General features: G+C 58.6%; 15 protein-coding genes. 5 read left to right on the top strand and 10 right to left on the bottom strand.

The features are described 5' to 3' along the window. Positions 1-715 precede the first annotated feature (715 nt). Entirely contained in the window at positions 716-1,057 is a 342-nt protein-coding gene (locus M9920_09705; GenBank protein MCO5052567.1) for a hypothetical protein, read from the top strand. 94 nt (positions 1,058-1,151) lie between these two features. Here M9920_09705 and M9920_09700 read toward each other — a convergent pair whose 3' ends face one another. Then, on the bottom strand, positions 1,152-2,699 hold the full coding sequence (locus tag M9920_09700; GenBank protein ID MCO5052566.1) for an arylsulfatase: 1,548 nt from the start codon (positions 2,697-2,699) through the stop codon (positions 1,152-1,154). Positions 2,700-2,729: 30 nt separating this feature from the next. Between M9920_09700 and M9920_09695 the strand changes: the two genes are divergently transcribed. Continuing rightward, a complete protein-coding gene (locus M9920_09695; GenBank protein MCO5052565.1) occupies positions 2,730-3,455 on the top strand; it encodes a hypothetical protein in 726 nt (241 codons plus the stop codon). Between the two features lie 64 nt (positions 3,456-3,519). Beyond that, a complete protein-coding gene (locus tag M9920_09690; protein ID MCO5052564.1) occupies positions 3,520-6,198 on the top strand; it encodes an immunoglobulin domain-containing protein in 2,679 nt (892 codons plus the stop codon). Positions 6,199-6,204: 6 nt separating this feature from the next. On the opposite strand, the gene M9920_09685 is transcribed toward M9920_09690, so the two are convergent. The 5 genes from M9920_09685 to M9920_09665 all read right to left on the bottom strand — a co-directional run bounded on the left by M9920_09685 (position 6,205) and on the right by M9920_09665 (position 10,842). Beyond that, complete coding sequence (locus M9920_09685) at positions 6,205-6,378, bottom strand: hypothetical protein (protein ID MCO5052563.1); 174 nt, start codon at positions 6,376-6,378, stop codon at positions 6,205-6,207. 158 nt (positions 6,379-6,536) lie between these two features. Beyond that, positions 6,537-6,953 carry a DCC1-like thiol-disulfide oxidoreductase family protein gene (locus M9920_09680; protein MCO5052562.1) on the bottom strand — a complete coding sequence of 139 codons (417 nt, stop codon included), beginning with the start codon at positions 6,951-6,953 and terminating at the stop codon, positions 6,537-6,539. A gap of 621 nt (positions 6,954-7,574) precedes the next feature. Further along, positions 7,575-8,126 (bottom strand): DNA-3-methyladenine glycosylase, encoded by a 552-nt coding sequence (locus tag M9920_09675; GenBank protein ID MCO5052561.1) that lies wholly within the window; start codon positions 8,124-8,126, stop codon positions 7,575-7,577. Between the two features lie 291 nt (positions 8,127-8,417). Then, positions 8,418-9,422 (bottom strand): aspartate-semialdehyde dehydrogenase, encoded by a 1,005-nt coding sequence (locus M9920_09670; protein ID MCO5052560.1) that lies wholly within the window; start codon positions 9,420-9,422, stop codon positions 8,418-8,420. Between the two features lie 139 nt (positions 9,423-9,561). Continuing rightward, on the bottom strand, positions 9,562-10,842 hold the full coding sequence (locus M9920_09665; GenBank protein MCO5052559.1) for a 6-phosphofructokinase: 1,281 nt from the start codon (positions 10,840-10,842) through the stop codon (positions 9,562-9,564). Positions 10,843-10,987: 145 nt separating this feature from the next. On the opposite strand from M9920_09665, the gene M9920_09660 reads away from it, so the two are divergent. Then, positions 10,988-11,503, top strand: a complete 516-nt coding sequence (locus tag M9920_09660; protein ID MCO5052558.1) for a tetratricopeptide repeat protein — start codon at positions 10,988-10,990, stop codon at positions 11,501-11,503. 21 nt (positions 11,504-11,524) lie between these two features. On the opposite strand, the gene M9920_09655 is transcribed toward M9920_09660, so the two are convergent. Together M9920_09655 and M9920_09650 are read right to left on the bottom strand one after the other, a co-directional pair. Then, the gene (locus M9920_09655; protein ID MCO5052557.1) at positions 11,525-11,944 is read right to left on the bottom strand and encodes a YcfL family protein; all 420 of its coding nucleotides are present in this window, start codon (positions 11,942-11,944) and stop codon (positions 11,525-11,527) included. Further along, positions 11,941-13,146 (bottom strand): hypothetical protein, encoded by a 1,206-nt coding sequence (locus M9920_09650; GenBank protein ID MCO5052556.1) that lies wholly within the window; start codon positions 13,144-13,146, stop codon positions 11,941-11,943. The genes M9920_09655 and M9920_09650 overlap by 4 nt, the downstream gene beginning before the upstream one ends. Positions 13,147-13,149: 3 nt before the next feature. On the opposite strand from M9920_09650, the gene M9920_09645 reads away from it, so the two are divergent. Next, positions 13,150-13,347: a hypothetical protein gene (locus tag M9920_09645; GenBank protein ID MCO5052555.1), complete on the top strand. Its 198-nt coding sequence runs from the start codon at positions 13,150-13,152 to the stop codon at positions 13,345-13,347. A gap of 259 nt (positions 13,348-13,606) precedes the next feature. Here M9920_09645 and M9920_09640 read toward each other — a convergent pair whose 3' ends face one another. Together M9920_09640 and M9920_09635 are read right to left on the bottom strand one after the other, a co-directional pair. After that, positions 13,607-14,230, bottom strand: a complete 624-nt coding sequence (locus tag M9920_09640) for a penicillin-binding protein activator LpoB (GenBank protein MCO5052554.1) — start codon at positions 14,228-14,230, stop codon at positions 13,607-13,609. Positions 14,231-14,344: 114 nt separating this feature from the next. Continuing rightward, positions 14,345-15,037 carry a glycine zipper family protein gene (locus M9920_09635; protein ID MCO5052553.1) on the bottom strand — a complete coding sequence of 231 codons (693 nt, stop codon included), beginning with the start codon at positions 15,035-15,037 and terminating at the stop codon, positions 14,345-14,347. Positions 15,038-15,194: the final 157 nt, after the last annotated feature.

The raw sequence follows: 15,194 nt of genomic DNA, 5'->3' as shown, positions 1-15,194 counted from the left end.
GACGCCTCGTCCGTCAGAAAGGATAAGGTGTAAGGTATCATCGCTGTCCTCGATGGTGGGCGTTGGCGCTGTCGCTGCGGTGCTCGGAGGGACGACTTCCGTGTCGTCCCCAACTCATCAGGGATGCGGCGGAACGCGTCCCTCCCAGGTAAATATCCCCTCACCCCGGCCCTCTCCCCATCCGATGGAGAGAGGGTGGCCGTCAGGTCGGGAGAGGGGGAAAAGCGTTTAATTCTAAAGTGGCTGCAACCGCGAAATACACGAAATACGCGAACGAGAAGGCAAGGGAATGATTGGCAGAGGAATGGGGAATGGGGGAGCACCGCCGTCCTCGGCGGTCGTCGTTCGCGTCTCGCGGACGACATCCGATTCTGATACTTCAGTTGCCATACGTCACCTTCGTGGACAGCAAGAAATGCTTGCGGCGCAACATATTTTTCAATTTTCTCATTGCCTCCATGTCACACGCGGCCATGATTTCGATATATGAACCGCTGTTCGTATATTAAGAGTTAGGCGGCATTTCGCGCTTGTGAAGACTTGCACTTACTGCGGACGAGAGAACGAAGACGCACTCGCTGCTTGTCGGGAGTGCGGCACAGAGTTAACGTCGGCAGAGCCTGCACCACCTGCACCGAGTCTTTCTCGGCGAGGCCGCATCGTTGTTGGCGTTGGGCTTCTTCTCTTATTCGGCGTCGCGGTCATTTCCATGCCCATGCTGCTGTTGGTTGTCCCATTGTTCGCCCTCTTTTACTTGCCCATCTACTTGCCGTTTCTTCTCAGCTTCTTCATTCGAGCGCATGAGTGGCGCGGTATGCGGTGGTCGCTCCGTGTCGGTTCTGTGCTGGCGTTGTTCATCTGGCTTTCTGGCATGTTCAGCCGCCCCGACTTCGGGGACGACGTGGGCGGCAACATCGCGGGTGCTAGTCACAATTTTGCGTGGACCTGGGGCAGTGGGTTGGCTTGCGCCGTCGCGGCTGTGCTTGTTGGCTTGCTGCTGCGCGTGGTCTTACCGGCCCGCCCGCGAGCATCATCCGAGGAGGTTTCACCCACATGATTGATTCACTGATGCCGCTAACCAGGCGCTGTCAAACACCCAAAGCTGCTTTGAAATCGCAGGAGACTCGTCGCCTCGTCTCCTACAAAAAACTTCACTTCGCATTGCCTTCCTTCTTCTCCGGCGGTTTGGGTTTGATGGGCCAGGCGGGGGATTCAGTTCGCGCCGTTTTGAAGTACGTCTCGAACTTCGCAATGATCTCGGGATGTTGCGAGGCCAGGTTCAACCGTTCGCGCGGATCCGAGGCCAGGTTGTACAGCTCCAACGGCTCATCCGCCTGCGGGCGGACGGCTTTCCAATCGCCGGTGCGCGCGGCCTGCTGGAAACCGCGTTCATGAAATTCCCAATACAGAAAATCATGTTTATTGGTCTGCGGCTGACCGACGAGCGTCGGATAAATGGAAATGCTGTCCGTGTTCGTCGGCGGTTTGGTCAGGGCCAGATCCGCAAATGTCGCCAGCCAATCCCAGTTTGCCCAAACCAGATCGTTGACTTGATTGGGCCGGGTGCGGAAGGGCCAGCGCACGATGGCGGGCACGCGGATGCCGCCCTCGTACAAATCCCGCTTGTAACCCCGGAGATTCCTCGCGCTCTTGAAAAAGTCCACCTTCACCCCGCCTTCGGCATGCGGGCCGTTGTCGCTCGTGAAAATGACCACGGTGTTGGTGTCCATCTGTAAACGGACCAGTTGATCCATGATCTGGCCGACGTAGGCATCCAGGCGCGTAATCATCGCCGCCTTGTTCTTTTCCGGGGCGGGCCAGGTTTCACTGGAATAGGGTGCGTCCGACGGCACCTGCATGCCGTTGCCCGTGCGCTGACCTTCCTCGTTGTTGGCGTGCGGCAGGTTGTAACTCAGGAAAAGAAAGAAGGGCTGGTAACGATTGAAGGCCGTCGGTTTGTTGATGCTCAAAAAATTCAATGCCGCCTTGGTAAAGAGATCCGGCAAATAGAGGTTGCGCTGGCCGCCGCTGTTCTCGCGATTACGCCGCAGCCCGTCAAAACCGCCGTGACCGGGTCGAGGCGGATCGTAACGCCAGATCCATTCCGGGTAATAATCGTGCGCTTCCATGTTGTCGAGGTAACCCAGAAATTCCTGAAAGCCTTTTTTTTGCGGCACGCCGGGTTGATCTTTTGCGGTCAAGCCCCACTTGCCAATCAACGCCGTTTTGTATCCCGCCGTTTTCAACATTTCCGCCAGCGTGAGTTCGTTGGGCTGTAACGTGGTGATCGCCGCGTTGCCGCGGATGTTCAAATGCCCGGTGTGATCGCCCAACATCAGCGCGGCGCGCGACGGCGCGCAAACGGTGCTGCCGGCGTAGGCATTGCTGAAGCGAATTCCCTCGCGCGCCAGCTTGTCCAGATTGGGCGTTTGAATTTTGGTCTGCCCATAACAACCCAGATCGCCGTAGCCCAGATCGTCCGCCATGATGAGAATGATGCTGGGGCGGCGCGGCGCGGGCGGCGGCATCGGCTCCGCTTCCGGCGCGGCGATCAAGGCCAGCGGAATCAGCGCGACGACCAACGCGAGTCGGCCCGTCAGCTTGAACCGTGGTAACCAGACATTCATGAGTTGACGATATTGGAAAACGGGATTGGTGCCGTCCATTGAAATCTTCCGACCACCGAATTGGCTTTTCATTCAAATTCTTTCCCCGCACCCTGCTGCTGCATGTCTGAAAGCGACGAGCCTCTAGCGAGTCATCCCGATACACCGCAAGCCAACGCCCCGGCAGCCGGAGAAAAACCCCGGCGACGGGGCCGCCGTGGCGGGCGCGGTCGGCGCCGTCCGACCAGCGAGAAACCAACGGACGTTTCCGCGCCAATTACCGCATCGCCGCAAGTGGAATCCGTTGCTGAAACGCCCTCCGCGCCGCAGACAACCGAACCACCTATCGAGGAAACTTCACCAGCCGGCGAAGCCATTTCGCCGGCTGAAAGCGCGGCAGCAGTTACGCCGCCACCGATGGCCACCCGCGCCAAAGCCGAGCCCGTCTCGAAACCGCACGAAATAAAAAGTGGTTCAGGATCCGACCATCAACCCACCGCCGTGCATCGGGCGATTGACGAGGTGATGGAAGTGATCGAAGCCCTTAAACAAGCGGCGGATCAGATGGAAGAAGCGCTGGAGCTGGTGGAACTGGCGGAACGCCAAAAACTGGCTGACGAACGGGAAATCGAGTCGCTACGGCGCGCGCTGCGGCAATTGCAGGATCGCCCCCGGGAACACGCGCATGGTTCGACGGAAGCTTCGCATCATCCGCGCGAGGCGCATCGCGAACCTCGTCCGCAACGTGATTTTCACAAGTCGCATAAGGGGAACCGGCCACCGGCGAAACCAGCGAAGCCAACCGCGCCTGCCGATTCCGGTGCGGAATCCGCTCCCGCCGCGGAATGATTCGCCGACTGGATTTGGCGATGGCTTAACCACGGATTTCGGATAGACTAACGACGTTTATTTTATGCGTCGTCTGCTTTGTTTCATTGCCGGTTTCGTTTCAGTCATCCTCGGGGTAACGCACAACTTATCCGCGCAAACGCCGGTGTGGACTCAGTTTCCCGGCACGCCACTCAACAATACGCTACGGCACGACGACGTGGTTTTTATCGGCCAGACCAACGGCTGGAGCGCGCGCGGCATTGACGGAATTTACCGCACGACCAACGGCGGATTGAACTGGACGCGCATGACTTCGCTGAATGGGCCGATCCCGCATTTTCGCGCGATTGGTTTCGCGTCACTCACCCGCGGCTGGGCGGGCAATCTCGGTCCCGGCTCTTACGATGGCAACGTGACGGATACGAACCTGCTCTACGAGACGTTCGATGGCGGTGAAACCTGGAGCGTTGTTCCGAGCATCAACGCCACGGACATGAAGGGCTTTTGCGCGATGCACGTGCTGGATGCGCAACACGTTTACGGGGTGGGCCGCGTGCGCGGCCCGGCGCATTTCACCAAAACGGAAGACGGCGGCAACAGTTGGTGGACGACGAACCTGACCGCCGGCGGAGTGATGGGTGGATTGATGGACGTTTATTTCAAGGATTCCCAGACGGGATTTATTCTGGGCATGGACACCAATCAGTTCAGCGCGCCGCCTTATTACGGCAGCATCGCGCGCACCACCAACGGCGGACTTTCCTGGCAGGTGCTCGTGACCACCACGGTGGCCAACAGTTATTTTTGGAAGATGACCTGGCCCTCGCCCGATGTCGGTTACGCTTCGCTGCAACAGAACAGCGCCTACGACAAAGTCATTTTCTACAAAACCACCGATGGCGGCTCGACGTGGGTTTCCAACGGCATTCCGCTGAGTGCCATCGGTTCACCCAGCTCGTTTGGCGTGCAAGGCATTGGCTTTGTCAGCGAAACGGAAGGTTGGATGGGCGGCTCCACCGTGCTCAATCCGCCGTACACCTTTATCCACACCGTGGATGGCGGCGTCACTTGGACCCCGGAAGGCTACAGCAATACGCGTTCGATCAATCGCATCCGCTTCGCCAGTCCGACCCTCGGTTACATGTCCGGTCAAACCCTGCACGTTTATCACATTCCCCTCTCCGTCAGCGTTGCTCCCACCAACCCCACGGTCGCCTTGAATGATCCGGTCACTTTTACCGCCGATGCGTACGGCACCGAGCCGTTGCATTACCAATGGCGCAGCCACGGCACCAATCTGCCGGGCGCAACCGCCAGCTCTTTCTCGATTGCGCACGCGCAAGCGGAAGCCATCGGCGACTACGAGGTCATCGTGAGCGATTTCAGCGGCTCAATCACCAGTGCAACAACCTTACTGACCGTGACGGGCGTCCCGCTTCCGCCAACCATCACCACGCAACCGCTGAGCCAGGTGGTGAATCCCGGCGACAACGCCACGTTCACCGTCGGTGCCGCCGGCAGTCCTCCCCTCACCTATCAATGGCGTTTCAACGGCAGTAATCTCGACGGCGCCACCAACGCAACCTTTACCCGCACCAACGCGCAGGCGGCTCATGTGGGAATCTATTCCGTGGTGGTGGCGAACGACTTGGGCCACGTGACCAGCGCCACGGCGCGGCTCGCGCTCGGGTTTGTTGACGATTTTGAGGCTTACGATACACTGATTGAAGTCACCAGTCCCGCCATCACGAACGGTTACAAAATTGTGTATCGCTCCGCGGCGAGCGGTTTTGATTTCCAGGCCATTTTTGGCTTCGACTATTCAAGCGTCGCATTTCCCACCGAAATTCCGCCGGCGCCCCATTCGGCGAATGGAACAACCAAGGGACTCTTCCTGACGGTGAACAAAGACGCGACTCCCGGCGCGGCGGCGGTCAATCTCTATCCCGTCGGCCAGCATTTCTCGGGCGATTATTCGTTCAAGTTCGATCTCTGGATCAACTGGTTTGATCCCGCAACGTCCACGGAACACGCGTTGTTCGGCATCAATCATTCCGGCAACGTCACCAACCGCGTCGGACAGGCGCCGAGTGACGGACTGTTCTTTGCCGTGGAAGGCGAAAACGATTCTTCCGCCACCTCGACCACGTTGCGGGACTACTCCGTCTTCCGTGGCGGCGGCGCGGGAGCGCCGATTTTGATGACCGCGGACAATACCGATTTCGGTCCGGCCCCGTTACTTGGGCCGCGCTTCGACAGCGCCGATCCCGGATTCGTAGCGTTGTTTCCGGCCAAGATCATTCCGGGTTTAGAGGCCACACCAGCAGGCACGGCGGGCTTGGGCTGGATTCGCGGTGAAGTGCGCCAGATCAACAATCACATCACCTGGCTGCTGAATGACACCATTGTGGCGCAATACACCAACACCTACGACTACACGGAGGGAAACATCCTGATTGGTTACAATGACCACTTTAATTCCGTCGGCGATTTCAACAACTTCGCGATCTTCGATAATATCCGCGTTGCGAACCTGATCGTCGAACCGGCGGAAATCGTATCGCCGCACCTGGTGGGCAATGAATTTCATTTCCGCTTCACCACCGAGGCCGACGCAAGCTACACCGTGGAATGGACCGCTGATTTGACCTCTCCTACCTGGGTGACGCAAACCAATCTGCTCGGCACGGGTGCGCCGGTTGAAATCGCCGTTCCACTCGAAACCAATGAATCGCGTTACTTCCGCGTCCGCCGTCCCTGAGGCCGGTTAGTTGTTGGTGCCGGGGAATCGCTGCAACAATTCTTGCTGCTGCTGCACCCGCTGGGCTTCCCGACGCACCGATAAAACCGTGATCACCACCGCCGCCAAAACCAGCGCCGCCACAAACCAGGGCCAGGTGTAACGCGGCTTGGTTTCAGTTGGGGCAGGTGTTTCATTCATAACCACGCCATTATTCGCCGCTCCCACGCAAAGCACAATCGCGAATCCGGCCGTGCCGCATTGTTAGATTGAAAAACAGGTAAGGCGGGCAATCTTCCGCCCGCCGCATTTGTGCCAGTCAGACGACGGCGCGCACAGAGTGACGCGACCTACCAAATTCACGGCAAAAATCTTGCCTGCCATTCCGTCGGCGGCAGTGGACACGACTCATCCTTTCCAAACCACCGATAGCGCCGCCGCGCAATGAAATCGTAAATGCCATCGCGAACGCCGCGCGGAATGATCCGCAACCAGGAAACCACCCGCCAGATGCCGCCGAGGTGCTCCAGCAATCGCAACGCCGCCTCCGAACGCGTGAAGATTTGCTCGTCTGGCGTGCCGGGGCGCAGGATGAAAACCACGGTGCGCAATTCGGTTGGCAAATCCGTCCGCGCCTTGGCCGTCTCCCCTTGCAACGGCGCGAAGCGGAGCGTTTGCGCTTTATCGCGCTGCAAGAGAAACCGCACCCAACGCTGACATAACCCGCAGACCCCATCGTAAAAGACGATTCCAGTTTCAGTACGGGCTTCAAGCATCAGAATATGACTGTAGGTTCAAGGTTCGACGCTTTCAATGACAACGGCACACCGTGGGAGATGCGCAAGGCCGATCACCAGCTCATAACAAATGAAGCCTCTTCCCCAAGGCTATTGAAAGACGACAAAGCAAAATACCGCCACCAAAGATAATACCTGCTGCGATCAAAAACCCTCGCGCGACGCGCTTATGACAGGAAAAGAGCGCACCGTTGTGGAGCGCGGATGGTCCCCCATCCGCAGTGCATGAATGACGAGAGATGCATCCGAACAATTCCAAGTCTTCGACCTTGTGGGACGCTGCGAGCGGGGGACCGCTCGCGCTCCGAGGGGATATCGGAGCGCGGATGGTCTCCATCCGCAGCGCGTGGATGATGAGAGACGCGTTCGAGCAATTTCAAATCCTCGGCCTTGTGGGACGCTGCGAGCCGAGACGGCTCGCAGCCCGAGAAGATACCGGAGCGCGGATGGTCCCCATCCGCAGCGCATGAATGATGAGAGACGCGTTCGAGCAATTTCAAATCCTCGGCCTTTCGGAACGCTGCGAGCGGGGGACCGCTCGCGGTCCGAGGGGATACCCACCAAAATTATGGGACCCGTCAATCCTGCCAACGCTCCATTTCACCGCCGCGAGACGAACGGATTGCCTTTGATGTAAAAGCGCAGGCGTCGCTTCGCCCAGACCCCGGCATAATCCACGCCGATGCGCGGGCGTTTCACGATTTTGATGGGCGCCGCCACGGCGTCCGCCGCGATGAACAGGTCGTCGCTCAGCAGGTCGTGGCCATAAAATCGCCGGTCAATTTGCAAGGCGCGAGTGAGCAACGCCGGGCCGTTGGTGCGTTCGGGAAGCTGCGCCACCGGCTCCAGCGCGCGCAGTAATACCGCACAACCGCGCCCTTCCCGCTCGGTCACAACGTTCAGGCAATGGTGCATCCCGTAGATGAGATAAACATAGGCGTAACCCGGCGGACCGAACATGACCTTGGTGCGCTCCGTCAATCCCTTGGACGAGTGCGCCGCCAGATCGTGCGGGCCCAGATAAGCCTCCACTTCCACGATTCGCCCGATGCGTTCCGCCGCCGCCGTGCGATGCACGAGCAGTTTGCCCAGCAATTCGTGCGCAACGGTGACGGTGTCGCGATCGTAAAAGCAGCGCGGCAGTTTTTGCATGGCGGAAATATGCCGAAAAAACGCAGAGGTGCAAAGAACGCGGAGCGGCGCAGAGATAAAAGGACGCTGCTTGACATTACCCCGGAGCGCGGGCGGTCTCCGCCCGCAGCGCCCCGCCCCGGCGAAAGCGTCGAGCTTTTCCAGCGCTTTGGTGGCGGGCCACGCGCTGCGACCGGGGACCGGTCGCGCTCCGACGATGCGCCCGAGACAACTCAAAATCTTTGCGGTTCTCTGCGTTCTCCGCATTTCTGCGCTGCTTGGTTTTTATCCGTGTTCATCCGTGGTTGAAAATCATTTCACCAATTCTTCCGCGATCTGCACCGCGTTCAGCGCGGCGCCTTTGAGCAATTGATCGCCACTGACCCAAAAACACAATCCGTTATCGAGCGCGCAATCCTGGCGGAGTCGCCCTACTTCGCAATTATATTTTTCGGTGGTAAACAGCGGCATCGGGTATTGCTGTTTTTCCGGTTCATCCACCACGTCCAAGCCCGGCGCCTGCCGCAATACCGCGCGCGCCGACTCCACACTGACCGGACGTTCAAACTCCGCACTCACCGCGACGGAATGGGAGCGATAAACCGGCACGCGTACGCAGGTGACGCTGGCGCGGAATTGGTCATGGTGCATGATGCGGCGACCCTCGTTCTCCATCTTCATCTCTTCCTTCGTATATCCGGAGGGCAGAAACGAATCCACCTGTGGCAGCACGTTGAAGGCGATCTGGTGCGGATACACCTGCCGGGTCACCGGCTCGTGATGAACGATTTGCCCCACCTGCCGCTCAAGTTCCTCCAAAGCCTTCGCGCCCGTGCCTGAAACCGCCTGGTAACTGGAGGCAAAGATGCGTTTCACGCCAAACGCCTGATGCAACGGATACAACGCCATCAAGGTAATCGCCGTGGTGCAGTTGGGATTGGCAATGATGCCTTGGTGCGCCTTGATATCCGCCGCGTTGATTTCTGGAATCACCAGCGGAACTTTCGGGTCCTGGCGAAACGCCGAGGAATTATCCACCACCACGCAACCCGCCGCCACGGCGTGCGGCACAAACTCCTTGGAAATGCTGCCGCCCGCGCTGAACAAGGCAATATCCACTCCGCGAAAAGAATCCGGGGTCAATTCCTGCACCACCAAATCCTGTCCGGCGAACTTGAGCTTCTTGCCGGCGGAACGCGCCGAGGCCAAAAGAGTCAATTGGCCGACGGGAAAGCGGCGCTTCTCCAAAGTCTTCACCATTTCGACGCCCACGGCGCCCGTGGCCCCGACGATGGCAAGGTGTGGATTTTTATTCATAACTCAAAATCAAACTGTAACGGACGCAGCGGGAGTGTCAATGGATGCCCGGAGTCGAAACGCCGACCGGCCTTCGCGATACGCCTGAAAAAAGCCGCCGGAATTGGAATCCCGACGGCTGATCCAGAACAACCTGCGGTTACGCCCGAGCGGGCAATTGTTTATCCACCGGCACCTTCTCCAGCACGGCGTACTTCGGCAAACCGTCTTCCATCGGCACTTGGATTTCGCCTTCAATCAACGGTTTCGCATACGCAACGAATTTTTCATTCGGCAGGAATTCATCCTGATTGATCCACTCCTGCGGAATCAAATGTTCCACGTTCGCCACTTCTGACAGCAGGTGCAGATCCGTGCCCCAAGAAATCGAACCGTCAGCGTTGGTCTGGCGCACAATTTTCACCATGTAACCGGCCTTGCCGTCAACGGCGGCGCGCACCGCCGCTTCGCCGCAGGCAAACGCGTTCTTCGCATCGGTGGCGCTCGCAAAGTGGCCCGCCGCGCGCTGCGCGTATCCCAGCAGCACGATGCGCGTCTTGAAACCCATCCGCTCCTGCACCAAATCCTTCAACTTCTCCGACACGCCCGCCAACACCGGATGTCCAAACGAATCCAAGCGCGTTTTATCCACGCCCACCTCGTTGCCGTCCTTGTCCTTGATGCCTTCTCCGACAACAACAACGCAATACTTATGCGCCGCAACGATCTCCTTCACCTTGGCCAGAAACGCCTCCTCATCAAACGCCTGCTCCGGCAATAAAATGATATGCGGCGGCTTGGAGACATCGCCCCGCTTGGCTAGCACCGTTCCGGCGGCAATCCACCCCGCCGACCGCCCCATCACCTCAATGATGTAACAAGAGCCGCTGTCCGTTGCCATGGAGCCGGCGTCAATCCCGATTTCCATAACCGTGGCCGAATTGTATTTGATCACCGAACCGTAACCGGGGCAGCTATCCGTGAAGGGCAGGTCGTTATCAATGGTCTTGGGCACGCCGATCACGCGAATATCGTAGCCGCGCTTGATCGCCTCCTCGTGAATTTTATGCGAAGTATCCTGGGAATCATTGCCGCCAGCATAAAAGAAATAGCGAATGTTGTGGGCGGCAAAAACCTCGAACAACCGGTCCATGTCCCGGGCAGCTTTTTCGGGCGATTTCTTAAAATCTATTTTATAGCGGCAGGTGCCCAGCGCGGCGCCCGGAGTGTACTTCAATCCCTCAATGGTGCTGCGTTTCTCGTCGTTGATATCAATCAATTCCTCATTAAGAATGCCGAGGATTCCATTCAAACCACCGTAAATCTCTTCAATATTCTCGTGTTTTCCCGCTTCCGTGATTACTCCCGCCACACTTGCATTAATAACGGCGGTGGGCCCGCCCGATTGTGCCACCAGTAAGTTTCCAATAAGTTCAGCCATAAAATGTTCGTCACCTTGCCAACTCGGAGGTTATTAGTCAAAACGGAATTCTGATCGAACTGGGAAAGAATTCCGACCGTTGCGGCCGTCTTCGCATTGTCGGAAGGGCATTGCCGAAGCGACGCCGCGGGCCTATGTTCGGCGCGTGAAACCGCTGGAGAATCCGGATGCACATTACGTCAGCGCGGCGTGTGGCTGGTTGGAACTGGGTAATCCCAAAGAAGCGCGAACGGAACTGGCGGCGATCAGTCCGGAAAACCAAACGCATCCAGCCGTGTTGAGTTTGCGCTTCGCCCTGGCGGCGACGGACCGGGATTGGGACGCGGCCTTTCAATGTGCCGAGCAACTGGTGCGCGCGCTGCCGGATGAACCGGCGGGTTGGTTGCATTGCGCGTACGCCCTGCGACGCAAAACCGGCGGCGGCATCGAACCCGCGCGCGATTTTCTGATCCCGGCCGCAAAAAAATTTCCGCGCGAGGCCACCATCGCCTTCAACCTGGCGTGTTACGAGTGTCGGTTGGGCAATCTGCCCGCCGCGCGGCGCTGGTTGTGGCGCGCCTGCGAGATCGGCGGCACACAACCAATTCACGCCATGGCGCTGGCCGATGACGACTTGCGGGAGTTGTGGGGTGAAATCCAATCGCCCCAACTCGACGCGTGAGTCGGGGCAGGCGACTTCAGCTCAACGCGCCTGGCGCACGCGAACGGTGTATTTTTTCGCGCGATTATTCATGGAAGTGAACTTCACCGCTTCCGTGGCGTTCTCCGTCAAAATGACGGCTTGAAACGGAGTTTCATCGTCAATCGGCATCATGTTGCCATCTTTGAAAACGCAGTTGGCCTGGATCTCGATGCGCCGATTCTCGCGGTTACGCAGCAGCGCCGTGATTTCCAAGCGACCGTCCTCCAGCGTGCGTTCGTTGATGCCGGAGCAGGTGACGGAGTATTGCGTGCCGGGATCGAGCAGCACGAAGCGCTCGGTGTTCTCGTAGGCGGCCTGCTTCGAGTTCTCGGGCAGATACGGGCCGCGATCATGGGTGCGACAACCGGTGGCCAGCATCGCGCCGAGCAGTGGAATCAGGAGGAGATATTTTGCGTTCATTGATTTTCGGGAGTTGTGGAACTGTCGCTGACATAGACGACCGTGTCTCGATCCGCGCGCACGTTCACGTTGATGGTTTTGGTTAAGGACGAAAGGGAAGCGCGGCCGGCGTTATTGAATTCCACCGTCAGCACATGGTTGCCGGGCGTTAATTTCAACGAGGCGAAACTGATGAACTGCGGCAGGTTGTCCCATTGGCGGATATCCGCCTCGGGCGTGGCGGCTGAAGAAATGCCTTTGGCGATCAAACCCGCCAGGGCCACTCCCAGACCAACGCTTTGCACGGTGCGATCCCGACTCACCGTGGCCGTTGCCAGTCCACCAAACAAAGCCATGTCGCCAGCGGAATCCGTGGCGCCTTTGAACACGGCTTTATTGGCCAGAACGTGATCCATGAGCCGCCCGCCGCGCGTGGTCGCCTGGAAATTCAAATCATCGCAGGGCGCCACGGGTTGGACGATCGCGCCGGTTTTTATCGTGGCGGAAAAAATTTCGGATCGGCGCGCGCGGAAACGCAATTCCTCACCGTAACTTCCGGCGCGATATTTCTCCGGTCCGGGGCCGTATTCCACAAAACACAAAACGTTCGCCTGCGGCTGGTAATCGGGCAGGGTGATGTTCCTGGCGTTGGCGCGGGCTCGTTGCAAAGCGTCACGCCCGTCGCCGCCCAATTTCACCGTGGCCAGACCATCGAGGTAATCCGGCAACACCCAGTCGCCCTGGTATTCCTGGTTTTCAGCATCGCTGTCCTCGAACTCGGCGCTGCGAAAACAAGCGCGGGCATTGTCCAGTTCCCCATCGCGCCAGTAAATCATGCCGCGATACAAATACGCCATGCTGCGCTCGTACGGCTCGCCGATGAACGTCTTGCGCGATTCGCGTTGGAACACGCCGCGCGATTTTCGCGCCTCGGAGTCGGGCCCATACACGCCTTGCAATCGCGCCAACGCGGCATCCAGCAAAGGTTTGGCAGCCTCGAATTGCCCGTGCCGCAGTGCGGCTGCCGCCGTGCGATACTGCCAAAGCACCTGATCGCGCGCCGGACCTTCCGCAATCATCCGCGGCCCGTCCACGAGGATGTCGCCCGTCAGGGGAATTTGAGGCGTGGACACGCTGGCGCAACCGGTGAGCAGCAGCGTCAGCATCAGGATGATTGCCGGGAATAGAAGTTTGCCAAATCGGGGAATGAATTTATCTTCCATCCCATGAGCGAGACGGCTGAAGCCTTGTGGCACGAATTGCAAAAACTCTCCCCCGCGGAGCAACAGGGTTTGTTGCAACGGATGATGCAAACGCTCACGCCCACCGCGCCGTCGCTTAAGCCACAGCGTTTCCAAACCGTAAAGCTTCCCGGTGGACGCATCACGGCGAAACAGGTTGCGGAAATTCTCGATGATGAATGAAGCGCTGCTGGACGTGAATCTTCTCATCGCTTCCGTGGTGGAAAACCACGTTGACCACTCGCGCGCTTGGGCTTTCGTAACCTCGCTGGATCGTTTCCTTCTGCCTTGAGCTTTGGAGGCGGCCGCCCCACTCAGTTGGCTCAATGGCCAATCTCCGATTTCAACCCCGGTGTAACCAAAGCTACGGGGAATTCCGGCGCTAATTTGTTGGCGAATGGATCGCATGGTTTTAGCACCGGACATTTCGAACAACTTTTCTTCACCGATACGCCGCGTCTTCCAAGCCCTGCTTTTTGATCTCCGCGTTGTCTTCCCAGACGATGGCGCTGGTGCGGGCGTTGATGAGTTGGAAGGTGTACAGGATGTAATCGCTCGTTCCCGCCGAGGTGCGCGTGGACATGCCTTCCAACGTGCCCGTCAGAAAATAGTCCGCGCCGGCAAATTCCTGCGCCTGTGGATTGCTCGACGCCGTCACGGCGCCTTCGCGTTTCAAGTTGCGTTCCTTCTCCAACGCCGCCATCCGATCCCGGGCGAGGAACGTCACCTTGCCACCCGCCTTTTTAATCAGCTCGGTGCGGATGCGGGTGAGAAAGATGTCCTTGTTGATGGGGAAACGGGTTTTGTTCTCCACCGGATCGAGCACGATGATGGGCGGCGCCGCGGCGGTGGCAATGGATTGAATGCCCAGGATGCTGCGCGCCATCTTATCGGTCACCGCCACCAAATCCTGCGATTCAACGCCGGTGCCCGCGACGAATCCTTGCTCGTCCGCGTTCATGCGCGTGACCGGGACGCCCGAAGGATTTTTGACGCCGCGCGAGGCGCAACCCGCGACCAGCGCAATTAAAGCCAGACCGGTAATTTTACGACCAATGGTTTTCATATTTGATAATTGCTTAATAATCGAATTTCACACCCAACTTGCTCAGGGGAACACGGACGTTAATCGGAAACAAGCCAACTCTCGCGACGATCTTTTCAAGCGTTCGTTGGGAGATCAAAACGTCGGCGCGTTCGGCACCCGCGGCGCATTCGCGATCTGCGGGCGCGGCGTCCAATAATACGTCGAAGTGCGGCTCGGTTGCGAAGTGATTTGATGACTCGCTCCCTCCGGCGGGCGGGCGAAGGTTGAAACCGTTTCCACTTGGGGATTGACGTTCTGCGCTTCGGCGCGTTCGCGTTTAATTGTCGCGGCTTCCGTTACGCCACCGACCACTAATCCCGCCGCGGCGCCGATGATTGCGCCCTGACCCGCGTGATGACTGGCCGCCCCAATCAACGCGCCCGAAGCGGCGCCGAGCACCGTCCCGCTCACGGCGTAGTTGGGGCGCGTGGCGCGGTAGTCGGTGCGCGGCGCACGATACCAACCCGGCGTATAACCAACATACACCGAGCGGCCGTGGTGATAGTAACCGTAGCCCAAATTGAGACTCACTGCGGGATCCGCATAGAACGTCGTTCCGTAATCGTAGCGCGAGCGGTTGGCTTCCCCCATCAGGGTGCCGGCCAGAAGTCCCATGCCGGCTCCGAGCGCGGCGTCCCGACCTGAAAACGCATGGTGATGACCGCCGGCGATGCCGCCGATCAATCCGCCCAGAAACGCGCCTTGCACGGCCTCCGGATGCAGCCATTGCGCCCGCGCCGGGATAAGCCCTATTCCACTCAGAAGAATGATCACAAGTTTCTTCATAACTCAACTGTCGTTCGACGCCTGCAGTTTCACTTTATTCGCCGCGCCAAGTTAGCATCAGCCTTCTGAAAAGCCAATCGCACCGGGAGCACCGCGTTCGGCGATGTTGCCGATTGCATCCCGTTGCGCTGCCGGATAAATCGTACAAAAGCTGTCG

It is taken from the genome of Verrucomicrobiia bacterium, from assembly GCA_023953615.1.
Lineage (GTDB): Bacteria > Verrucomicrobiota > Verrucomicrobiia > Limisphaerales > JADLHS01 > JADLHS01.
The sequence above is the reverse complement of the archived record's forward strand: the minus strand, read 5'-3'. Positions and strand labels throughout refer to the sequence as shown.